The organism is Micromonospora sp. A202, from assembly GCF_006715105.1.
In the GTDB taxonomy this organism is placed as follows: Bacteria; Actinomycetota; Actinomycetes; order Mycobacteriales; family Micromonosporaceae; genus Micromonospora; species Micromonospora zamorensis.
Genome location: NZ_VFMP01000001.1, coordinates 4,551,344 through 4,571,398, shown reverse-complemented (window position 1 = coordinate 4,571,398; position 20,055 = coordinate 4,551,344). Strand labels below are relative to the sequence as shown.

General features: G+C 72.7%; 21 protein-coding genes. 12 read left to right on the top strand and 9 right to left on the bottom strand.

Translation table 11 applies throughout. The annotated features are described in order from the left end of the window. Window positions 1-48: 48 nt before the first annotated feature. Both FBZ33_RS21010 and FBZ33_RS21005 read right to left on the bottom strand, forming a co-directional pair. Window positions 49-603 carry a PH domain-containing protein gene (locus FBZ33_RS21010; protein WP_370453096.1) on the bottom strand — a complete coding sequence of 185 codons (555 nt, stop codon included), beginning with the start codon at window positions 601-603 and terminating at the stop codon, window positions 49-51. A gap of 224 nt (window positions 604-827) precedes the next feature. Next, the gene (locus tag FBZ33_RS21005) at window positions 828-1,058 is read right to left on the bottom strand and encodes a hypothetical protein (protein WP_141910393.1); all 231 of its coding nucleotides are present in this window, start codon (window positions 1,056-1,058) and stop codon (window positions 828-830) included. Window positions 1,059-1,298: 240 nt separating this feature from the next. On the opposite strand from FBZ33_RS21005, the gene FBZ33_RS21000 reads away from it, so the two are divergent. From FBZ33_RS21000 to FBZ33_RS20990, 3 genes are read left to right on the top strand one after another with little or no spacing between them, the layout of a single operon-like run. Further along, window positions 1,299-2,405 carry a MoxR family ATPase gene (locus FBZ33_RS21000; protein WP_141910392.1) on the top strand — a complete coding sequence of 369 codons (1,107 nt, stop codon included), beginning with the start codon at window positions 1,299-1,301 and terminating at the stop codon, window positions 2,403-2,405. Next, entirely contained in the window at window positions 2,384-3,385 is a 1,002-nt protein-coding gene (locus FBZ33_RS20995; RefSeq protein ID WP_141910391.1) for a DUF58 domain-containing protein, read from the top strand. The genes FBZ33_RS21000 and FBZ33_RS20995 overlap by 22 nt, the downstream gene beginning before the upstream one ends. Further along, window positions 3,382-4,332 (top strand): VWA domain-containing protein, encoded by a 951-nt coding sequence (locus FBZ33_RS20990; protein WP_088949185.1) that lies wholly within the window; start codon window positions 3,382-3,384, stop codon window positions 4,330-4,332. The genes FBZ33_RS20995 and FBZ33_RS20990 overlap by 4 nt, the downstream gene beginning before the upstream one ends. Window positions 4,333-4,689: 357 nt before the next feature. On the opposite strand, the gene FBZ33_RS20980 is transcribed toward FBZ33_RS20990, so the two are convergent. From FBZ33_RS20980 to FBZ33_RS20965, 4 genes are all read right to left on the bottom strand, one after another. Then, window positions 4,690-5,922, bottom strand: a complete 1,233-nt coding sequence (locus FBZ33_RS20980; protein WP_141910389.1) for an acyltransferase — start codon at window positions 5,920-5,922, stop codon at window positions 4,690-4,692. After that, entirely contained in the window at window positions 5,919-6,815 is an 897-nt protein-coding gene (locus FBZ33_RS20975; RefSeq protein ID WP_088949183.1) for an alpha/beta hydrolase, read from the bottom strand. The genes FBZ33_RS20980 and FBZ33_RS20975 overlap by 4 nt, the downstream gene beginning before the upstream one ends. A 99-nt stretch (window positions 6,816-6,914) precedes the next feature. Beyond that, complete coding sequence (locus FBZ33_RS20970) at window positions 6,915-7,577, bottom strand: response regulator transcription factor (protein WP_141910388.1); 663 nt, start codon at window positions 7,575-7,577, stop codon at window positions 6,915-6,917. Next, window positions 7,574-8,803 (bottom strand): sensor histidine kinase, encoded by a 1,230-nt coding sequence (locus tag FBZ33_RS20965; protein WP_141910387.1) that lies wholly within the window; start codon window positions 8,801-8,803, stop codon window positions 7,574-7,576. The genes FBZ33_RS20970 and FBZ33_RS20965 overlap by 4 nt, the downstream gene beginning before the upstream one ends. A gap of 154 nt (window positions 8,804-8,957) precedes the next feature. Here FBZ33_RS20965 and fabG point away from each other — a divergent pair, with 154 nt between their 5' ends. The 4 genes from fabG to FBZ33_RS20945 all read left to right on the top strand — a co-directional run bounded on the left by fabG (window position 8,958) and on the right by FBZ33_RS20945 (window position 12,453). Then, a complete protein-coding gene (fabG, locus tag FBZ33_RS20960; protein WP_088949180.1) occupies window positions 8,958-9,713 on the top strand; it encodes a 3-oxoacyl-ACP reductase FabG in 756 nt (251 codons plus the stop codon). Between the two features lie 36 nt (window positions 9,714-9,749). Next, window positions 9,750-10,517 carry an enoyl-ACP reductase FabI gene (gene fabI / locus FBZ33_RS20955; protein ID WP_088949179.1) on the top strand — a complete coding sequence of 256 codons (768 nt, stop codon included), beginning with the start codon at window positions 9,750-9,752 and terminating at the stop codon, window positions 10,515-10,517. Between the two features lie 112 nt (window positions 10,518-10,629). After that, on the top strand, window positions 10,630-11,658 hold the full coding sequence (locus FBZ33_RS20950) for a ferrochelatase (protein ID WP_141910386.1): 1,029 nt from the start codon (window positions 10,630-10,632) through the stop codon (window positions 11,656-11,658). Between the two features lie 15 nt (window positions 11,659-11,673). Then, window positions 11,674-12,453, top strand: a complete 780-nt coding sequence (locus tag FBZ33_RS20945) for an HAD-IIA family hydrolase (protein WP_099855682.1) — start codon at window positions 11,674-11,676, stop codon at window positions 12,451-12,453. A 31-nt stretch (window positions 12,454-12,484) separates the two neighbouring features. Here FBZ33_RS20945 and FBZ33_RS20940 read toward each other — a convergent pair whose 3' ends face one another. After that, window positions 12,485-13,279: a hypothetical protein gene (locus FBZ33_RS20940; RefSeq protein ID WP_088949176.1), complete on the bottom strand. Its 795-nt coding sequence runs from the start codon at window positions 13,277-13,279 to the stop codon at window positions 12,485-12,487. A gap of 128 nt (window positions 13,280-13,407) precedes the next feature. Beyond that, window positions 13,408-13,983 (bottom strand): TetR/AcrR family transcriptional regulator, encoded by a 576-nt coding sequence (locus FBZ33_RS20935; protein ID WP_255508991.1) that lies wholly within the window; start codon window positions 13,981-13,983, stop codon window positions 13,408-13,410. Between the two features lie 122 nt (window positions 13,984-14,105). Between FBZ33_RS20935 and FBZ33_RS20930 the strand changes: the two genes are divergently transcribed. Next, window positions 14,106-15,008 (top strand): alpha/beta fold hydrolase, encoded by a 903-nt coding sequence (locus tag FBZ33_RS20930; protein ID WP_141910385.1) that lies wholly within the window; start codon window positions 14,106-14,108, stop codon window positions 15,006-15,008. A 75-nt stretch (window positions 15,009-15,083) separates the two neighbouring features. Further along, window positions 15,084-15,896, top strand: coding sequence for a DUF3097 domain-containing protein (locus tag FBZ33_RS20925; RefSeq protein WP_099857766.1), 813 nt, complete (start codon window positions 15,084-15,086; stop codon window positions 15,894-15,896). Window positions 15,897-15,918: 22 nt separating this feature from the next. On the opposite strand, the gene FBZ33_RS20920 is transcribed toward FBZ33_RS20925, so the two are convergent. After that, on the bottom strand, window positions 15,919-17,220 hold the full coding sequence (locus FBZ33_RS20920; RefSeq protein ID WP_141910384.1) for a serine hydrolase: 1,302 nt from the start codon (window positions 17,218-17,220) through the stop codon (window positions 15,919-15,921). Between the two features lie 130 nt (window positions 17,221-17,350). Between FBZ33_RS20920 and FBZ33_RS20915 the strand changes: the two genes are divergently transcribed. The 3 genes from FBZ33_RS20915 (at window position 17,351) to FBZ33_RS20905 (ending at window position 19,837) form a co-directional block, all read left to right on the top strand. After that, window positions 17,351-17,824, top strand: coding sequence for an NfeD family protein (locus FBZ33_RS20915; RefSeq protein WP_088949171.1), 474 nt, complete (start codon window positions 17,351-17,353; stop codon window positions 17,822-17,824). A gap of 5 nt (window positions 17,825-17,829) precedes the next feature. Then, entirely contained in the window at window positions 17,830-18,936 is a 1,107-nt protein-coding gene (locus tag FBZ33_RS20910) for an SPFH domain-containing protein (protein ID WP_141910383.1), read from the top strand. A gap of 133 nt (window positions 18,937-19,069) precedes the next feature. Continuing rightward, complete coding sequence (locus tag FBZ33_RS20905; protein WP_088949169.1) at window positions 19,070-19,837, top strand: hypothetical protein; 768 nt, start codon at window positions 19,070-19,072, stop codon at window positions 19,835-19,837. Window positions 19,838-20,055: the final 218 nt, after the last annotated feature.

Sequence of the window (20,055 nt, the reverse complement as noted above, 5' to 3'; positions counted from 1 at the left end):
CTTTCGTTCGCGACTGCGGGGCTCGCAACCCCGGCTCACTCCTCGCGCTCACAGGCCCTCGGCCCGGTCCTCGCCGAGCGCGGTGAGCCGGTCGCGCAGCCGGGACGCCTCCGCCGGGCGCAGCCCGGGCACCCGGGCGTCACTCGCCGCCGCGGCGGTGTGCAGTTGCACGGTGGCCAGGTCGAAGGCGCGTTCCAACGGCCCGGCGCTGACGTCGACGAACTGCATCCGCGAGTACGGGACGATGGAGAGCCGCCGGACCAGCAGCCCGTGCCGGACCAGCAGGTCGTTCTCCCGCTCGGCGTACCCCCAGGCTCGCACCGCCCGGACGATCGCGATGGCCCGCCACACGCCGAGCAGCACGACGACGGCGACGGCGAGCCCGAACAGCCAGTGGCCGCTCAACGCCCAGCCCACTCCCGTCACCGCCAGCCCGATGGCGACCACGACCCCCAGCCGGATCAGCTCCACCCAGATCAGGTCGGTGCAGATCGGCTGCCAGTTGACCGTGTCCGGCCAGGGCTCCAGCGGCCCTCGCCCCACCGGCGCGCCAGTGGACAGCGGGCCGGAGGGGGCGGGTGGCAGGAGGCCGGGTGCCGGCAGGTCCGGTGCGCGCTGGTCGGCGCCGGGCTGCGGCCGGTGGTCGGGTGGTGGCAGAGCTGCCGGTGGCAGTGGGGCGGGCCAGGAGACGTCGGGCGCGGCGGGCTCCGGGCCGAGCGTGCCGGGTGCGGGGAACGCACCGGGCGGCGGCTCGACGCCGGGTGCGGGGGCCGGGGTGGGCGGCCAGGACGGGGAGGTGGGGCCGGGGGAAGCCGGTGGGTCGCCGCTCACACGTCGAGCGTAGGCGATCCGGGCACCGGAGTGACGGCACGCAGGAAGCCGCGAGCCTCCAGGAAGCCCCCGAGAGTGCTCCGGTGCTCGTCGCAGGCCAGCCAGGTCTTGCGCCGATCGGCGTCGTGCAGCCGCGGATTGTTCCACTCAAGGGCCCAGACGGCAGCGGCGCGGCAGCCCCGGGCCGAGCAGACCAGGGCCTCGTCGGCAGGGGAGGGGATGCTCATCCCGGCCAGTCTAGGGCGGCGGGAGAGGAAGTTTGATCGCCGGGCGACCACGGGGGGAGCCGCCCGGCGACGGGGTGAATCGTACACGCGGCGGGCCGTTCCGTGCACGCCCGCGACGCACGATTCGGCCGCCGGGGACGGCGCGGCAGAAATCGGCTTCTCCCCACCTCGACACTCAGCAAGGCGTGCGAGTCTTGATACCGCACGAGCCGCGACGACGACCAACGCTGTGGAGGACCGGTGGCCCAGCCGACCATGCCCGACGCCCCGACGCCGAACGGGGCGGCACCGCAGCCGCCTGCGCCGGTGACCACGCCCGCGCAGGACGCCACCCTGTTGGAGAAGGCGCTGTTCGAGATCAAACGCGTGATCGTCGGGCAGGACCGGATGGTGGAGCGGATGTTCGTCGCGCTGCTCGCCCGGGGTCACTGCCTGATCGAAGGGGTGCCCGGGGTCGCCAAGACGCTCGCCGTGGAGACTCTCGCCAAGGTCGTCGGCGGGTCCTTCGCCCGGGTGCAGTTCACCCCGGACCTGGTGCCGGCCGACATCATGGGCACCCGGATCTACCGGCAGTCGAGTGAGAAGTTCGACGTCGAGCTGGGCCCGGTCTTCGTCAACTTCCTGCTCGCCGACGAGATCAACCGCGCTCCGGCGAAGGTGCAGTCGGCGCTGCTGGAGGTGATGAGCGAGCGGCAGGTGTCCATCGGCGGGGAGACCCACCGGGTGCCCGACCCGTTCCTGGTGATGGCCACCCAGAACCCGATCGAGCAGGAGGGCGTCTATCCACTGCCGGAGGCGCAGCGGGACCGGTTCCTCATGAAGATCGTGGTGGGCTACCCGACCGACGCGGAGGAACGGGAGATCGTCTACCGGATGGGCGTGTCCCCGCCGGAGCCGACCGCGGTGTTCGACACCCCCGAGCTGATCGCCCTGCAACGCAAGGCGGACCAGGTCTTCGTGCACAACGCCCTGGTCGACTACGCGGTCCGGTTGGTGTTGGCCACCCGCGCCCCGGCCGAGCACGGGATGCCCGACGTCGCGCAACTGATCCAGTACGGGGCCAGCCCGCGCGCCTCGCTGGGCCTGGTCCGGGCCACCCGCGCCCTGGCGCTGCTGCGGGGACGCGACTACGCCCTGCCGCAGGACGTGCAGGACATCGCACCGGACATCCTGCGGCACAGGTTGGTGCTCAGCTACGACGCGCTGGCCGACGACGTGCCCGCCGACCACATCGTGCACCGGGTGATGTCGACGATCCCTCTCCCGGCGGTCGCTCCCCGCCAGCAGGCCACCCCGTCGTCGACCGCGCCGCCGCCGGGCGCTGGCTGGCCCGGGCAGCGGCCGTGACCTCACCCACCCCTCGTCCCGCCCCCCTCGCCGACCGCAGCGAGGCCGTGCTGTCCCGGCTGCAACTGCTCGTCACCCGCAAGCTCGACGGTCTGCTCCAGGGTGACTACGCCGGCCTGCTGCCCGGACCGGGCAGCGAGGCGGGGGAGTCACGGGAATACCGCCCCGGCGACGACGTGCGCCGGATGGACTGGCCGGTCACCGCACGCACCACGACTCCGCACGTCCGGCGTACGGTCGCCGACCGCGAGCTGGAGACCTGGCTGGCCCTCGACCTGTCCGCCAGCCTGGACTTCGGCACCGGGCAGTGGCTCAAGCGCGAGGTGGTGGTCGCCGCCGCGGCCGCCATCACCCACCTGACGGTGCGCGGCGGCAACCGGATCGGCGCCGTCATCGGCACCGGCGGCGGCGCGTCCTCCTCGGCCCGACGCTGGCGGGGCACGCCGCCACCGGCCGGGCCGGGGGTGCTCACCCGCCTGCCGGCCCGTTCCGGTCGCAAGGAGGCGCAGGGCCTGTTGCGTACGGTCGCCGGCACCACCATCCAGCCCGGTCGTGGTGATCTGGGCGCCCTGATCGAGATGCTCAACCGCCCGCCTCGTCGACGCGGGGTGGCCGTGGTGGTGTCGGACTTCCTCTCGCCGGCCGAGCAGTGGGCCCGTCCGTTGCGCAAGCTCCGGGTCCGCCACGACGTGCTGGCGATCGAGGTGATCGACCCTCGGGAGCTGGAGCTGCCCGACGTGGGTGTGCTGCCGGTGGTCGACCCGGAGACCGGCGAGCTGCACGAGGTGCAGACCGCCGACCCTCGACTGCGGCAGCGCTACGCTGATGCCGCCGCCGCCCAACGGGCCACGATCGCCGCCGCACTGCGTGGCGCCGGCGCGGCCCACCTGCGTCTGCGTACCGACCGAGACTGGCTGCTGGACATGGTGCGATTCGTGGCCGCGCAGCGGCACGCCCGCACCCGGGGGACGACACGATGATCCGTTTCATGCAACCGTGGTGGCTGCTGGCTGTGCTGCCGGTGTTCGCGCTCGCCGCGTTCTACATCTGGCGGCAGCTGCACCGCCGGGCGTACGCGATGCGGTTCACCAACGTGGACCTGCTGCGTACGGTGGCGCCGAAGGGGCTCGGCTGGCGACGGCACGTCCCGGCGACCGCGTTCCTGCTCTGCCTGCTGGTGCTGGCCACCGCGCTGGCCCGGCCGGCGGTGGACACCAAGGAGCCGCTGGAGCGGGCCACGGTGATGCTCGCCATCGACGTGTCGTTGTCGATGCAGGCCGACGACGTGGCGCCGAACCGGTTGGAGGCGGCCCAGGAGGCGGCCAAGCAGTTCGTCGGTGAGCTGCCGGAGAGCTACAACCTGGGCCTCGTGTCGTTCGCCAAGGCGGCCAACGTGCTGGTGCCCCCGGGCAAGGACCGGGACGCGGTGACCAGTGCCATCGACGGGCTGGTGCTGGCCGAGGCGACCGCGACCGGCGAGGCGGTGTTCACCTGCCTGGAGGCGATCCGGTCGGTGCCGGCCGATGGCGCGGCGGGCATCCCACCGGCACGGATCGTGCTGCTCTCCGACGGTTTCCGCACCTCCGGTCGCGCAGTGGAGGAGGCGGCGGCCGCCGCGCAGGCGGCCAACGTCCCGGTCTCCACCATCGCCTTCGGCACCGACACGGGCCAGGTCGACATCGGCGGGCAGTTGCAGCGGGTGCCGGTGGACCGGATGGCGCTCGCCGAGCTTGCCGAGACCACCGAGGGCTACTTCTACGAGGCGGCCTCGGTGAGCGAGCTGAAGCAGGTCTACCAGGACATGGGCAGCTCGATCGGGTTCCGCACCGAGCCACGTGAGGTGACCCAGTGGTACGCGGGGTTCGCGCTGCTGTTGGCGCTCTGCGCGGGCGCGCTCAGCCTGCTGTGGTCGTCCCGGATGCTCTGAACGACGGGCCGGCGGTGGTCAGCGACCGCCGCCGGCACCAGCACGGGGCAGCTCCAGCCGTCGCCGATCCGGAGCGGTCAGTGACCGCCACCGGCGAGCACGAAGACGATGGCCACCCATACGGCGGCGAGGGTGAAGCCCAGCGGGGCGACGTAGCGGCTCATGGACGGCTCCGGGTGGCGGCTGGACGGTCCGCGTGCGGGGGCGGACCGCAGGGGGTGGGGACGCGCACACGAAGTCGTGACCGGGCGGCTCCCGGCGACCGTCCGGAATCGGACGGCGCGGCGCACGCGCCTCGGCCTCGGCCGAAGCGGTGGGGGAGCGGAGCTGGGTCAGCTCACCAGACTGAGTCGTGGCTCAGCGGGGCTGACCATCGGCCCGGCCACGACTGGGAGGATCGCTATCTCGCACAGCGATCACCTCCTGCAGGTCGGGCGGGCCGGAACGTCGATGATCGTACACCCGCGGTGTCGGCCGGACGCACTCGGCCGACCGGCCGGCGACCCCTCCACCGCCCGGGTGGCGCCGCGCCCGCGGCTGGCCGGTCCGCACGACCGTGACCAGCACCGCAGCCAGCAGCGGCAGCCAGCAGAGCCGCGCCAGCACCCAGCCCGGGCCGTCCGGAGGGGTGTGCAGACCCGGCAGGGTCAGCCCGCTGCGTGCGGTGAGCGCGGTCACCGCCACCAGCACCGGCTGATGCCACAGATAGATCCGGACCGCCTGCCGGTTCACCTCGGTCGCCGCCCGGCCCGGCAGTGGCCGGTCGAGCAGCCGTTCCAGCGCCGGCCGGGCGAGCAGCCCCAGCCCGACCTGGGTGACCGCCAGCGCCACTGCCAGCAGCGACGGCGGGTTCAGGTTGGACACCCCGGCCCCGGGCACGCCGACCGCGCTCACCGGGTAGCCCAGCGCCAGCAGTGCCCCCAGCGCGACGGCTCCGCCGCCCGCCACCATGCCCGCGGCCCGCCGCCCGTCCAGCTGCCCGTCGGCGTGCGCTACGCCCAGCAGGTACGGCACCGCCCAGGCCGCCAGCACGGTGACCGGTGGCACGTCGGTGCCGGCCGGAAGCAGGCGGACGGCCAGGTCGACAGCCGCGACCGCGGCCACCGCCGGCGAGACGCACCGGGCCACACCCCAGCGGCGTACGGCGGTGCGCAGTGGGCTGGTCACCGCGACCAGGAACACCAACGGCACCAGGAACCACAGTGGACTGATCGCCAGCCGCAACGCCACGGTGAGCGTGTCGTCCGGGGTGCCGGCGACGGTGGCGGCGAGCAGCACGGCGGCGCCCACCCCCAGCAGCGCCACAGTGGGCAGGAGCAGCCGGCGCAGCCGACGGGCCAGCCAACCGCCCGCGCCTCCCCGGTGGTGTGCGAGCGACCGGGTCGAGCCGAACCCGGCGGTGAAGAAGAACAATCCGAGCGTCTGCAACGCCCAGGTCAGCGGGGCCAGACCGGGCAGGGCGGTCAGCGGGCTGGCCTGGTGCAGCCCGCCGTCGCCGGTCAGCACCAGCCCGGTGACCAGCCAGTGCCCCAGCACCACCCCGCCGATGGCGTACGCCCGCAACGCGTCGACGGCACGGTCCCGGCTCATCGGGCGTCCCCGACGCCGACGCCGCCCAGCACCACCGCCGCCACCGCGACCAGCGCGGCGCTGCCCGGCACCAGGTAGCCGTCGTGCCCGTCCACCCCACCCGCCGGTAGGGGGCGGGCACCGAACGCCGGGTCGCCGGGGCGACGGCCGAAGCCCAGGCCGAGCAGTCGCACCGACGGCACCCGACGAACCCAGTCGCTGGGCGCCTCGGCCGCCCAGAACCGCCGCCCGCCGGGCAGGTCGTCGGCGCGCTGCACCCCGGCGCCCACGCCACCGAGGCTGACCACGTCGGTGATCTGGGCCGGAGCGTCCGCCGCTGCCAGCGACACCACCAACGCCCCGTAGCTGTGCCCGACCAGCGTGATCGTCGCCGCCGGACGCCGTACGGCCAGCTCCCGCAGCAGCGCGGCCAGCCCGTCCGCGCCGCGCCGGGCGCTGACGCCACCGGCGGCGGTCAGCACCCCGTCGGGCGGGTCGTAGCCGAGCCAGGCCAGCACCGCGACCCGCGCCGCCGGCTCGGTCGCCCGCAGCTCCTGGTAGAGCTGCCCGGCCTGCACCGCTGGCGCCCGGCGGGCTACCCCGCCCAACCCCCGGTCGAAGTCGGCCAGGGTGCTCCCCACCCCAGGCACCAGCACCGCGATCCGGTCCGCGCCGGCCAGGTCGCCGAGCACCTCGACGGCCCGGCCGTCGCCGCGGGGGTCGAACGTCAGGAACCGGCGTCCGTCGGCCGCCCAGTCCGCGTACGGCGGCCCGGCCGCGCGCATCGCCGCCGCCATGACCGGGTACGCCTCGACGAACCCCGCCGTAGCAACCGGCTCGGGTCGGGTCGGCAGGACCAGGTTCACGCCGAGCAGCGCGGCCACCGCCACCCGACTGGCACCTCGTCGTCGCATCACGTTCTCCCTCCGGAATGTCGTCCGGAGGGAGAGTGCGCGGGTGGGTGGGGCTCGGTCGTCGTCCCGGGGAGCCGTCTGCGGGCTGGCTCCGCGGGGCTACTCGCCGGCGGCCACCAGACCCGTCTCGTACGCCAGCACCACGGCCTGGGCCCGGTCGCGCAGCCCCAGCTTGGCCAGGATCCGCCCGATGTGCGTCTTCACTGTCTGCTCGGCCACCACCAGGTCAGCGGCGATCTCCGCGTTGTTGCGACCCCGGGCGATCAACCGCAGCACCTCGGTCTCCCGTGGGGTGAGCCCGGCCAGGTCGGTGGGGCGCGGACCGTGGCGGTCCGGGCGGGCCGCGAACTCGGCGATCAGCCGGCGGGTCACCGCGGGGGCGAGCAGCGCGTCCCCGGCCGCCACGACCCGCACCGCCTGCACCAGATCGGCCGCCGGCGCGTCCTTGAGCAGGAAGCCGCTGGCCCCGGCGCGCAGCGCCTCGTACACGTAGTCGTCCAGGTCGAAGGTGGTGAGGATGAGCACCCGGGGCCGCTGCGCCGAACGGTCACCGAGCAGCTTGCGGGTGGCCTCCAGCCCGTCCATGACCGGCATCCGCACGTCCATCAGCACCACGTCCGGGTCGAGCCGGCGGGCGGCGGCCACGGCCTGCGCGCCGTCGGCGGCGTCACCCACCACCAGCAGGTCCGGTTGGGCGGCGAGCAGCGCGCCGAAGCCCTGCCGGACCATCGCCTGGTCGTCGGCGATCAGCACCTTGATCACGCGTCCCCGCCCTCCGCGTCGTATGGCAGTTCGGCTGCCACCGCGTAACCCCCGTCGGGCAGCGGCCCGGCGGTGAACGTACCGCCCAGCGAGGTGGCCCGCTCCCGCATGCCGGTCAGCCCGTGCCCGGGGCCGCCGTCGGCGGTCGGTCGGGCGTCGGCCGGGGAGTTCTCGACGCGTACCTCCAGACCGGAGCGACCGGCGCGGACGGTGACCCGCACCGCGGCGCCGACCGCGTGCCGGGCCGCGTTGGCGAGGCCTTCCTGCACGATGCGGTACGCGGCCAGCCCGACCGGCGCGGGCACCTGCCCTTCGTCCACCGGCCCAGCGTCCAGGGTCACCGGCAGCCCGGCCCGGCGTGCCGCGTCCACCATGGCGTCCAGGTCGGCCAGGTCCGGCTGCGGCGCGGTCTGCGGCCCGGACGACTCGCTGCGCAACACACCCAGCAACCGTCGCATGTCGGTCAGCGCGTCGCGGGCCGAGGCGGCGATGGCGACGAACTCCGCGGCGGCCGGCGCCGGCACGTCCGTCAGCCGGTACGGGGCGGTCTCCGCCTGCACCGCGATCAGCGACATGTGGTGGGCCACCACGTCGTGCATCTCCCGGGCGATCCGGGTGCGTTCCTCCAGCACCGCGCGGCGCTCCTGCTCCCGCTCGCTCTGCTCGGTCTGCGCGGCCAGGGCGTGCCGGGACAAGCGGTTGCGTCGGATCAGGTCGCCGACGATCGCCAGCGCGCCGAGCAGGAGCAGGACGGGCACCCGGTTGTCCGGGTCGACCAGGCCGAGCACCGGCACCGTGCTGATCGCCACCACCCAGACCAGCACCGGCCGGTCGACCCGGGCGACGACCACCGCAAGCACCGCGATCGACCCGAGCGCCAGCGGCGGGGTCCACGGCCAGGCCTGGTCGGCCGGCGCGTTGAACGTGCAGATCGACAGGGCCAGCACGGTCAGTCGCCAGGCCAGCAGCGGACGCCGGGGCAACGCCAGCAGCGGGGCCACGGTCATCGCCGCGAACAGCAGGGCGATCGGCGTCGACAGGCCCCACTCGCTCTCCACCGTCAGCGTGATCAGGAAGAGGCCGAGCACGGCGAGCAACCCGACCGGGGTGGCGTACCGGTCCAGCCCGGGCCAGCGGGCCAGCAGCCGTCGGCCGGGCGGGACGTCGCGGCCCAGCACTGTGTGCCGCAGGGCCCGCAGGGCCACGGCGATCGGTTGCCGGTTCACCACCGGAAGGCTACGGTTCGGCTGCCTCCAGGGCGTGCCACCAGGGGTTGATCCCGGTGTCGTACCCCGGTGTGACGCGACTCCCGTTAGCGCTTACCTGCCGGTAACGCCTAGGCTCCGACGCGTCCGTGCTGACCATTCGCAAGGGGGAACAGTGGCCCGTACCGTGCTGGTGACCGGCGGCAACCGGGGAATCGGCCTGGCCATCGCGCAGGCCTTCGCCAAGCAGGGCGACCGGGTGGCGGTCACCCACCGGGGTGGGGGAGTGCCCGGCGCCGGCGGAGCCGAGCCGGGGTTTGGCGCAGGCGGAGCCGGCCAGCATGGCAGCCTGTTCGCCGTCCGCGCCGACGTCACAGACGCCGCCTCCATCGACGCCGCGTTCACCGCCGTCGAGGCCGAGCTGGGCCCGGTCGAGGTGCTGGTCGCCAACGCCGGCATGACCGCCGACACGCTGCTGCTGCGGATGACCGAGGAGCAGTTCACCGACGTGGTGGACACCAACCTCACCGGCGCGTTCCGGGTCGCCAAGCGGGCCTCCGGCAAGATGCTCCGCGCCAAGTGGGGCCGCATGATCTTCATCTCCTCGGTGGTCGGCCTCGCCGGCGGCGCCGGGCAGGTCAACTACGCCGCCAGCAAGGCCGGTCTGGTCGGCGTGGCCCGCTCGATCACCCGGGAGCTGGGCAGCCGCAACATCACCGCGAACGTGGTGGCGCCCGGCTTCATCGACACCGACATGACCGCGGGTCTGTCCGACGACCGCAAGGCGGAGATCCGCAAGTCGATCCCGGCCGGCCGGATGGCCAGCCCGGACGAGGTCGCCGGGGTGGTCACCTGGCTGGCCTCCGACAGCGCCGGGTACGTCTCCGGCGCCGTCATCCCGGTCGACGGCGGCCTCGGCATGGGCCACTGATCAGCGCTTCTCGACAACGTACGGAGGAAACACTGCATGTCCGGACTGCTCGCCGGTAAGCGGCTGCTCGTCACCGGTGTCATCACCGACGCCTCGATCGCCTTCTCGGTGGCGAAGCTCGCCCAGGAGAACGGCGCGCAGGTCGTGCTCACCGGCTACGGCCGGCTTTCCCTGGTCGAGCGGATCGCCAAGCGGCTGCCCGAGCCCGCCCCGGTCATCGAGGTGGACGTCACCAACACCGAGCACCTGGCCGGCCTCGCCGACCGGGTACGCGAGCACGTCGACGGCCTCGACGGTGTGGTGCACTCGATCGGTTTCGCCCCGCAGAGCTGCCTCGGCGGCGGCTTCCTCGACGCTCCGTGGGAGGACGTGGCGACCGCCCTGCACGTCTCCACCTTCTCGTACAAGTCGCTGGCCATGGCCGCGCTGCCGCTGATGTCGCCCGGCGGCGCGGTGGTCGGTCTGACCTTCGACGCGACGAAGGCGTGGCCGGTCTACGACTGGATGGGCGTGGCCAAGGCCGGCCTGGAGTCGGCGTCGCGCTACCTGGCCATGCACCTGGGCAAGCAGGGCATCCGCAGCAACCTTGTCGCCGCCGGGCCGCTGCGGACCATCGCCGCCAAGTCGATCCCCGGCTTCGACCAGTTCGAGGACGCCTGGGCCGAGCGGGCCCCGCTGGGCTGGAGCCTCACCGACCAGGAGCCCGCCGCCAAGGCCTGCCTGGCGCTGCTCTCCGACTGGTTCCCGGCCACCACCGGCGAGATCGTCCACGTCGACGGCGGCTACCACGCCATCGGCTCCTGACGATCCCTCGCGCTTCTCCCCGGTGACGCTCCCGATAGCCGTTCGCGTGATCTGCGCGGCCGGACCAGGGGGCGTCGCCGGGCGGTCCAGGTCGAGGGGCGAGAATGACCCCATGTCCTACGACGCGGTGGTGCTGGTGTCCTTCGGTGGGCCGGAGCGGCCCGAGGACGTGATGCCGTTCCTGCAGAACGTGACCCGCGGCCGAGGCGTGCCGCCCGAGCGGCTGGCCGAGGTCGCCGAGCACTACCAGCACTTCGGTGGGGTGTCCCCGATCAACCAGCAGTGCCGTGACCTGCTGGCCGCCGTCCGCGCCGACTTCGCCGCGCACGGTCTCGACCTGCCCGTCTACTGGGGCAACCGCAACTGGGACCCGATGCTCGCCGACACGGTGACCCAGATGCGCGACGACGGGGTCACCCGGGCGCTGGCCTTCGTGACCAGTGCGTACGGCGGCTACTCCTCCTGCCGGCAGTACCAGGAGGACATCGCCGCCGCCCGGGCCGCAGTCGGCGCGGACGCGCCGGTGATCGAGAAGCTGCGCCAGTTCTGGGACCACCCCGGTTTCGTCGAGCCGCACACCGACGCGGTCCGGGCGGCCCTGGGCCAGCTCGACCCGGCGAAGCGGGACACCACCCGGCTGGTCTTCACCGCCCACTCCATCCCCAGCTCGATGGCGGCCAACGCCGGCCCGCACGGCGGCCGGTACGAGGCGCAGCTGCGCGAGACCGCCCGCCTCGTCGCCGCTGCCGCCGCGCCCGAGCTGGAGTACGACCTGGTCTGGCAGAGCCGCTCCGGCCCCCCGCAGGTGCCGTGGCTGGAACCGGACATCAACGACCACCTGGCCACCCTCGCCCAGAGCGGCACCACCAGCGTGGTGGTCAGCCCGATCGGGTTCGTCTCCGATCACCTGGAGGTCGTGTGGGACCTGGACACCGAGGCACTGGAGACGGCCAAGCAGCTCGGCCTGGACTTCGTCCGGGCCGACACCCCGGGCACCGACCCGCGTTTCGTGACCATGGTGCGTGAGCTGGTCACCGAACGGACGGACCCGGACGGTGCGCAGCTGCGCCGCCGCCTGGGCGAGCTGCCGATGTGGGACACCTGCGCCACCGTCTGTTGCGTGCCGACCCGCCGCCCCTGACCTCTGAGGATCATCATGCATGACCGCAAGCCCGTGCAGAGTTGGCTGACCGACATGGACGGCGTGCTGGTGCACGAGGGCCAGCCGGTGCCCGGCGCACCGGAGTTCATCAACCGGCTGCGCTCCTCCGGCAAGCCGTTCCTGGTGCTGACCAACAACTCGATCTACACCCCGCGCGACCTGACGGCCCGGCTGAGCCGGATGGGACTGGACGTGCCGGAAGAGTCGATCTGGTCGTCGGCGCTGGCCACCGGGCAGTTCCTCGCCGACCAGCGGCCGGGCGGCACCGCGTACGTCATCGGTGAGGCCGGGCTGACCACGGCGCTGCACGCGGTCGGCTACGTGCTCACCGACTTCGCCCCCGACTACGTGGTGCTCGGCGAGACCCGCACCTACAGCTTCGAGGCGATCACCAAGGCCGTCCGACTGATCAACGACGGAGCCCGGTTCATCTGCACCAACCCCGACGTGACCGGCCCTTCCGTGGAGGGCGCCCTGCCCGCCGCCGGCTCGGTCGCCGCCATGATCTCCAAGGCGACGGGGGTGGAGCCGTACTTCGTCGGCAAGCCGAACCCGATGATGATGCGCTCGGCGCTCAACACGATCAACGCTCACTCGGAGAGCACCGCGATGATCGGCGACCGGATGGACACCGACATCCTGTGCGGCCTGGAGGCCGGGCTGGAGACCATCCTGGTGCTCACCGGCATCAGCAGCCGCACCGAGGCGGAGCGCTACCCGTACCGCCCGTCCCGGATCATCAACTCGGTCGCGGACCTGCTCGACGAGGTCTGACCAAACCCCAACCGGTGTTGCGGGGCTCCGATCAGGGGCGCAGGGGGGCGTTGCAGGCGGCCACCAGCGCCTGCCGGCAGGCTGCGGTCAACGGGCGAAGAGCCGCGTCCCGTTGCTGCGCCTCGTAGTTGTTGATCGCCCCGCCCGGGGCGGCGTGCCCGGCCAGCGCGAGCACCCGGTCGAGCACCGCGGCCCGGGCGAAGAGCCGACGAGCCCGCGGGTCGAAGCCCGGTGGCAGGTCGGTGGCGCCGTCGGGCCGGCGCAGCGCGGCCAGCGCACCGGCCAGCTCGGGCCGCCACTGGGCCACGTCGAGGCGGGTCAGTGCGGCGGTCGTCTCGGCCAGCGCGGCGGCCAGCTCGGCCTCCGCCTCGGCAGCGCCGGGCAATGAGAGTGACGCGGCGGGCGCATTGGCCGGCAGCGGGTAGACCCGCCACAGCACCGTCTCGAAGCAGTCCCCGGAGCCGGAGGTGTGCGAGCGGACCTCCGGGATCAACCCGAGCCCGCCGGCGACCACCGCCTCACCCGTGACCAGCGCCGCGCCGGCGAAGTCACCGGGGCCGGGCAGCCCCCGGGGGTCGCCCGGCGCGGGCAGCACCAGGCGGATCTCGTCCGGTGAGAGCTTGGCCAGAGTGGGAAGCGCGGCGCCCAGCGGGACGTCGGTCCAGGTGCCCGGGGCGTCCGCAACGAGATGTTCCTCGTTGCCGGCGATGGCGTCGGCGACCTCGTCGTACGGCACCAGCCCGGCGCGCCACGCGCGCACCCAGGCAACGAACCGGCTCGACCGGCGCGGCGCGACTGTGGCCGCGCCCGTTGCGGGGGTGGACATGCCGAAAGGGTACGTGGTCACGACCGGCTCTGTCTCGGCTGCCGCTCCCGCCGCCCGGCCTGCCCCGAACTGCCCCCTTCGCCCGATCCCCGGCCGTGGCGCGGCGCTGCGACCCGGCCCGCGTACCGCTAACGCAGCCGTAGGCCCTCGATGACCAGTCCGACCATGAGGCGCGCGTCGTAGGCAGGGCTGTCGGCGCCGATGCAGAGGTTGCCGATGCCGTGCATCAGGACGAGGGCGTCCATGCCGGGAATGATCTCGTCCGCCGTGCTGGCGGCGTCGAGCAGTTCGGCGCAGACCGGGACGAGCCGGTCGAGGAAGTAGGCGTGCAGCGTCTGGAAGGCGGTGTCGTCGGACCGCATCGCCTCGGCCAGGCCGTGCTTGGTGACCAGGAAGTCGACGAAGAGGTGGATCCAGCTCGCCAGTGCGGCGTGCGGTGTGGCGCTCTCGGCCAGGAGCGCCGGGCCCGCCTCGGCGCATGCCTCGACCTGGTGTCGGTACACCGCGACGATCAGATCGGCCCGGGTCGGAAAGTGGCGGTAGATCGTCCCGACGCCGACGCCCGCCCTGGCGGCGATGTCGCGCACCGGCGCATTGACTCCGGAAACGATGAATGCCGCAGCGGCCGCCTCCAGCAGCGCCGTCTCGTTGCGCCGCGAATCAGCCCGCTGCTTGCGCGGGGCACCCGACTCCGTGCCGGCCACCGTTACCCCCGTCACATCCCTTGAGAAAACGGAACCTTGTTCCGTATGTTTTAGCGGAACAAGGTTCCGCATATGCAGCATGCCAGAACGGCAGGCCAATCCCAAGTCACGGAGGAACGACCATGCACGCGATGCCAGAGCCCACGCCAGTCGTCACGGTCCACCCCATCACGTTGCCGACCCCGGATCGCGGTAACGATCTGCACGTACGGGTCTCCGCACCCACGACCGGCCATGAGCTGCCCGTCATCGTCTTCTCGCACGGCTTCGGCTCTGCGGCCACCAACTACGGTCCGCTGGTCGACTTCTGGGCCTCGCACGGTTTCGTCGTCATCCAGCCCACCCACCTCGACTCACGGCGCCTGAACCTTCCGCCCGACGACACCCGCACACCGCGGATCTGGCGAATCCGGGTGGACGACCTGAAGCGCACCCTCGACCAGCTCGACCTGCTGGAGTCGTCCGTTCCCAGCCTCGCTGGACGTCTCGACCGCACCCGAATCGCCGTGGCCGGCCACTCCTGGGGCGCCCAGACGGCGAGCACCCTGCTGGGTGCCCGAGTCCTCGACGCCGACGGGAACCCCGGAGAGGACATGTCCGACCAACGGATCAGGGCAGGCGTCCTCCTGGCCGTGACCGGCCGGGGCGGAGGCGATCTCTCCCCGTTCGCTGCCGAGCACTATCCCTTCATGAGCCCGAGCTTCGCGGACATGAACACCCCGACCCTCGTCGTCGCGGGCGATCGGGACGACTCCCCGTTGTCGGTCCGTGGGCCGGGCTGGTTCACCGACGCGTACCACCTGAGCCCGGGGAGCAAGAGCCTGCTCACGCTGTTCGGAGCGGAGCACTCCCTCGGCGGCATCTCCGACTACGAGGCCAGGGAGACGACTGACGAGAACCCCGAAAGGGTCGCTCTGATCCAGCGGCTCACGTGGGCCTACCTCCGCGACGCCCTCGGCCTCAAGGACTCTGTCTGGCCGGCACCGGTCGAGAGCACCCTGGGCCGCCTCGAATCCACTCCATGATCGACTGAGTGGTGAGGTGGGGTGGGGCGGTGTGTCGGGGCGCGGGGTGCTGGTGGGGGAGTTAGCGTGATCGACATGGCGGGGCGATACGGCGAGGACGTGTTGGCGGGGGACTGGCGGCGGCGGAAGGTCACCCCCGAGGTGGACGCCGAACCGGATCTCGTGGTCGAGGATGCCGACTCCGGGTTCTGCGGAGCGGTGGTGGGCTTCGAGGCCGGCGCGGTCGTGCTGGAGGACCGGCATGGCCGACGGCGCAACTTCCCGCTGCTGCCGGCGGCGTTCCTGCTCGACGGCCGCCCGGTGACGCTGCGCCGCCCCACCCGCGCGCCGGTGCCGGCGGCCCGTCGACGCACCGCGTCCGGTTCGGTGGCGGTGGACAACGTCCGCGCCCAGGTGGCCAAGGCGAGCCGGATCTGGGTGGAGGGCATCCACGACGCCGCGCTGGTCGAGCGGATCTGGGGCGACGACCTGCGGATCGAGGGTGTCGTCGTGGAGCCGCTGGACGGCATCGACGCCCTCGACGCCGACGTACGCGACTTCGGCCCCGGCCCGACCCGACGACTCGGCGTGCTCGTCGACCACCTCGTGCCGGGCAGCAAGGAGAGCCGGATCGTGGCCCGGGTGAACTCGCCCTACGTGCTGGTGACCGGCCACCCGTACGTGGACGTCTGGCAGGCGGTCAAACCGGCGGCGTTGGGTATCGCGGCGTGGCCGGTCGTGCCGCCGGGGCGGCCGTGGAAGGAGGGGGTCTGCGCGGCCCTCGGCGTGGCCGAGCCGGCGGACATGTGGCGGCACATCCTGTCCCGGGTGAACAGCTTCGCCGACGTGGAGACTCCCCTGATCAACGCCATGGAACGCCTCATCGACTTCGTCACCGAAGCCCCCTGAGCCGGCTGACCCGTCCGGTGGGTCAGGGGATCTCGTCGGGGCTGCGCGTAAAGACGAACGTGGCGATGTCGACCGCCACCGCCCGCCCGCTGTCGTCGCGCCGCACCGTCAGGATCTCGCCGTTCTCCGGGCCGGAGCGTCCCCGCCAGCGGTCCGTTCCCTCGGCGGTGAACCGGCTCACCCGCTCACCGCGGACGTGGGCCACCAGGTCACCCGCGTCCCAGCTCAGGTCCAGCGAGGTGCCCATCCACCACCAGCGGCCGGTCAGCTCCGCCAGCTCGGCCGTGGGCGTGGCGGTGGCCGGCCGCCACGGCTGCGGGAGCGCCGGCTCGGCGTCCAGCACTGTGGTCAGCAGCCGGCGGCCGAGCCCGGTGATCGGGAAGCCGTACGAGTTGGCGAAGCCGACCACGGCGGTACGGGTCGGCCGGTGCACCACGAGGGCGGCCACGTACCCGGGCATCGAGCCGCCGTGCCCGACGTACACGCGCTCGCCGTCCCGGTAGAGCTCCAGCCCCAGGCCGTGCCCGCCGGTCCAGGAGTCGAGATCGCTGATCACCACGGGCGCGCACATCTCGGTGAGCGTCCCGGCGGCCAGCACCGACGGGTCGGGGTCGGCGAGGAAGGCGGCCCAGCGGCCCAGGTCCTCGATCGTCGACCAGAGCTGCCCGGCGGGGGCCATCGCGCCGGTGTCGGTGCGGGGCTCCTCGCGCAGCGTGCCGTGCCAGGGGTGTACGACGTAGCCGCGGGCGTACGGCTCGGTGGCCGCGTACGTGGTGCGGCGCATTCCGAGCGGGCCGAGCAGCCGGTCGTTGAGCAGGTCGGCCCAGGGCGTTCCGGTGAGCCGTTCGAGCACTCCGCCGAGCAGCGCGTACGCCAGGTTGGAGTAGTGGTACGCGGTGTGCGGCGGATAGGCGATCTTGTTGGCGGTCAGGCCGGCGAGCAGCGTGGCCAGGTCGGTGCCCGCTGCCCGTTCCCACCATTCGCCCTCGGGTTCGCGTTGCATGCCGCTCGCGTGCCCGAGCAGCTGACGCAGGGTGAGCGAGCCGACAACGGTGCCCGGCAGGTGCTTCTCCAGCTCGTCGTCGACGCTGAGCCGGCCGGCGTCGCGCAGCTGCATGATCAGGGACGCGGTCATCGTCTTGCTGATCGAGCCGACCCGGTACTGCAGCTTGGCGTCCGGGCGGGGCTGCTCACCTGCGGCGGTCAGGTGGACGAGCGCGCCGTCACGGACCACGCCCAGCACCAGTGACGGGGTGCGACCGTCGATCTGCGCCTGGGTGACCTGGGTGTCGATCTGTCGGGCGGTCGCGGGCAGCAGGGTCAAGGGGATCTCTCCTCGTCGGTGGCTCGGAGCGGACCCTAGCCGGGGGTGTTTCGGTCGGCCAGTCCATTTCGGCGAGCCTGCTGATCATGAGAGGTGGGCTGTTCGTGCATTCGCGTGTCACGATCAGGGGGTGGACGCGGTGGTGTGGATCGTATTAGGTGTGGTGCTGGCGGTCGCCGAGATCTTCACGACGACGCTCTTTCTCATCATGTTCGGGGCCGGGGCGTTCGCCGCCGCCGGTGCCGCCGCCCTGGGTGCGCCGGTTGCGGTGCAGGCGCTGGTCTTCGCTGTGGTGTCGGCGTTGAGCGTGGTGGTGGTCCGGCCGGTCATCCGGCGGCACAGCCGTTCCGCGCTCGACAGCGGCGAGCAGCCGTTCGGCGTGGAAGCGATCGAGGGCTCCACGGCGCTGGTGCTGGAACGGGTCGACGCTGAGCACGGCCTCGTCAAGATCGACGGCGAGCTGTGGACCGCCCGCTCATATGACACGACGCAATTTTACGAACCTGGTCAACGGGTTCGAGTGATCAAGGTTCGGGGCGCGACCGCCCTGGTCTGGCAGGACGACGTTTCTTCCGCCGGCGAGCTGCCGGAAGCGAGAGGGTGAACTGAATGACCATAATCGGGGTGCTGGTGATCGCGGTGGCGCTGATCGCCGTGATAACGCTGGCGAAGGCGGTGCGGATCGTGCCGCAGCAGCGCCAGGACGTGGTGGAACGGCTCGGCAAGTACAAGCGCACGCTCAACCCCGGTCTCAACCTGCTGGTGCCGTTCGTCGACGCGGTGCGTACCAAGGTCGACATGCGCGAGCAGGTGGTCAGCTTCCCGCCGCAGCCGGTGATCACCTCGGACAACCTGGTGGTCTCGATCGACACCGTTCTCTACTTCAAGGTGGTCGACTCGGTCCGGGCGACCTATGAGATCTCCAGCTTCCTCCAGGCCATCGAGCAGCTGACCGTCACCACGCTGCGTAACGTGATCGGCTCGCTGGACCTGGAGCGCGCGTTGACCAGCCGGGACGAGATCAACCGGCACCTCTCCGGGGTGCTGGACGAGACCACCGGCCGCTGGGGCATCAAGGTGACCCGGGTCGAGATCAAGGCGATCGAGCCGCCGGCCAGCATCCGCGACTCCATGGAGAAGCAGATGCGCGCCGAGCGTGACCGTCGCGCGGCGATCCTCACCGCTGAGGGCCACAAGCAGTCGGTGATCCTCACCGCCGAGGGTGACAAGCAGTCGGCGGTGCTGCGGGCCGACGGTGACCGGCAGGCCCAGATCCTGCAGGCAGAGGGTCAGGCGAAGGCGATTCGTACGGTCTTCGACGCGATCCACCAGGCGAACCCGAGCCAGAAGGTGCTCGCCTACCAGTACCTGCAGGCCCTGCCGCAGATCGCCCAGGGCAGCGCCAACAAGGTCTGGATCGTCCCGGCCGAGCTGACCAAGGCCCTGGAGGGCATGGGTGGCGCGCTCGGCGGGCTGAGCCAGATGGTGGGGGACCTGCCCGCACCGGAGGCGGCCGAACACGCGAGCCAGGTCCAGCGCGAGGCCGCGGAGGCGGCGCAGGCCGCGGCGGACGCCGCCCAGCAGATCCACGACGAGGTACGCGTCGCCGAGGCGCAGGCCACCGGCGGCAACAAGCCGCAGGGGCTGCCCGCCCCGGAGCCGGTGTCCCCGGCCAGCCTGACCGAGGACCCGGCCGACCAGCGGGAACGCGGCTGATCACGGCCTTAATACGAGAAAGTCTCATGGGGCGCTCCGACGCCTGCCACGATCGGTCCTAGGACGGGTGGTGACCAGGCAATCGGGGCGCCCCGGCGCGTCTCGCACCGCTCGTGGACGAGCGAGGTGACGCATGAAGGATCCGGCGAATCGGATGTGGTCCTCAGCCCCGGTGCCCGGCGCGCACGACCCGGTCGCCCCGCTGGGCTCCCGGCGCAGCGGAGGCGGGTTCGGCGTACTGCCGTTCGTGGGCGAGCCCAGCCCGGGCGCCCCGGCCACGAACGCCACCTGGGCCTGGTCGATACGTCGGTTCGCGCGGGCCGCGGTGTGGCTGCTGCCCGCGTACGCCATCCTCTACGGCGCGGTGGCGATGGCCAGTGACGGAGGGGTGGGCAACGACCCCTATCCGGCCGACGGCCAGGCGGTGTACCTGATCGGTTGGGTGGCCGCGGTCTGGCTCGGCCTGCTCGCGCTGCTGGCCCTCACCGGTCTGCTGGCCGCGACCCGCAGCCGCCGGGTGGCCGCCGCTGGGCTGCTGGTCAGCATCGCCGGCACCGTGCTGATGCTGCCGTTCGCCGGGCTCGCCGAGCAGACGCCGGTCTTCGGCACCACCGCGCGGTCGCTGGTCCTGCTCGGCGCGACGTTCTACAGCGTCGGCTGGTTCCTCACCGGATGGGCTGTGGCCCGCTCGGGCACCTTCAGCCTCGGCGACGGCGTCATGTTGATCATCGCCGCGCCGCTGCTCGGCCTCGGTGGCGCCCTGATCGGTTCGCTGCAGACGTTCGGCGCGATCTTCGTGCTGATCGCCGGCATCGGCATCGGCTACCGCTCCGGCCGCCTGATGCCCCGTGAAACCGCGAGAGACGCCGCCAGCGCCAGCCTGAGCACTCCAAACCCCTAACGCACCCACCGGGCCCTCAGCCCTCGCCCAGCTCCGGTGATCATGAGGTTGGCGGTCGGTTCCGTGATCAAACCTCCCGCTAACCCCATGATCACCGTGGCGGGCGGGCGGGCGGGCGGGCGAGCGGGGCGGGGCCTGGGGGCGGGGCGGGGGCGTGAAGTTGGTGACAATCGCGGGGTGGGGGTGGTCGGTTGGCGGCTTTCGTGGCAATCCTGGGG

What these genes read in the sequence shown, in the direction of transcription:
- FBZ33_RS20975 (WP_088949183.1), bottom strand. Translation starts at nt 6,815, where the DNA reads ATGCGACGACGAGGTGCCAGTCGGGTGGCGGTGGCCGCGCTGCTCGGC.
- FBZ33_RS20925 (WP_099857766.1), top strand. Translation starts at nt 15,084, where the DNA reads ATGGCGGGGCGATACGGCGAGGACGTGTTGGCGGGGGACTGGCGGCGG.
- FBZ33_RS20950 (WP_141910386.1), top strand. Translation starts at nt 10,630, where the DNA reads ATGTCCTACGACGCGGTGGTGCTGGTGTCCTTCGGTGGGCCGGAGCGG.
- FBZ33_RS20940 (WP_088949176.1), bottom strand. Translation starts at nt 13,279, where the DNA reads ATGTCCACCCCCGCAACGGGCGCGGCCACAGTCGCGCCGCGCCGGTCG.
- FBZ33_RS20905 (WP_088949169.1), top strand. Translation starts at nt 19,070, where the DNA reads ATGAAGGATCCGGCGAATCGGATGTGGTCCTCAGCCCCGGTGCCCGGC.
- FBZ33_RS20930 (WP_141910385.1), top strand. Translation starts at nt 14,106, where the DNA reads ATGCACGCGATGCCAGAGCCCACGCCAGTCGTCACGGTCCACCCCATC.
- fabI (WP_088949179.1), top strand. Translation starts at nt 9,750, where the DNA reads ATGTCCGGACTGCTCGCCGGTAAGCGGCTGCTCGTCACCGGTGTCATC.
- FBZ33_RS20945 (WP_099855682.1), top strand. Translation starts at nt 11,674, where the DNA reads ATGCATGACCGCAAGCCCGTGCAGAGTTGGCTGACCGACATGGACGGC.
- FBZ33_RS20910 (WP_141910383.1), top strand. Translation starts at nt 17,830, where the DNA reads ATGACCATAATCGGGGTGCTGGTGATCGCGGTGGCGCTGATCGCCGTG.
- FBZ33_RS21005 (WP_141910393.1), bottom strand. Translation starts at nt 1,058, where the DNA reads ATGAGCATCCCCTCCCCTGCCGACGAGGCCCTGGTCTGCTCGGCCCGG.
- FBZ33_RS20990 (WP_088949185.1), top strand. Translation starts at nt 3,382, where the DNA reads ATGATCCGTTTCATGCAACCGTGGTGGCTGCTGGCTGTGCTGCCGGTG.
- FBZ33_RS20980 (WP_141910389.1), bottom strand. Translation starts at nt 5,922, where the DNA reads ATGAGCCGGGACCGTGCCGTCGACGCGTTGCGGGCGTACGCCATCGGC.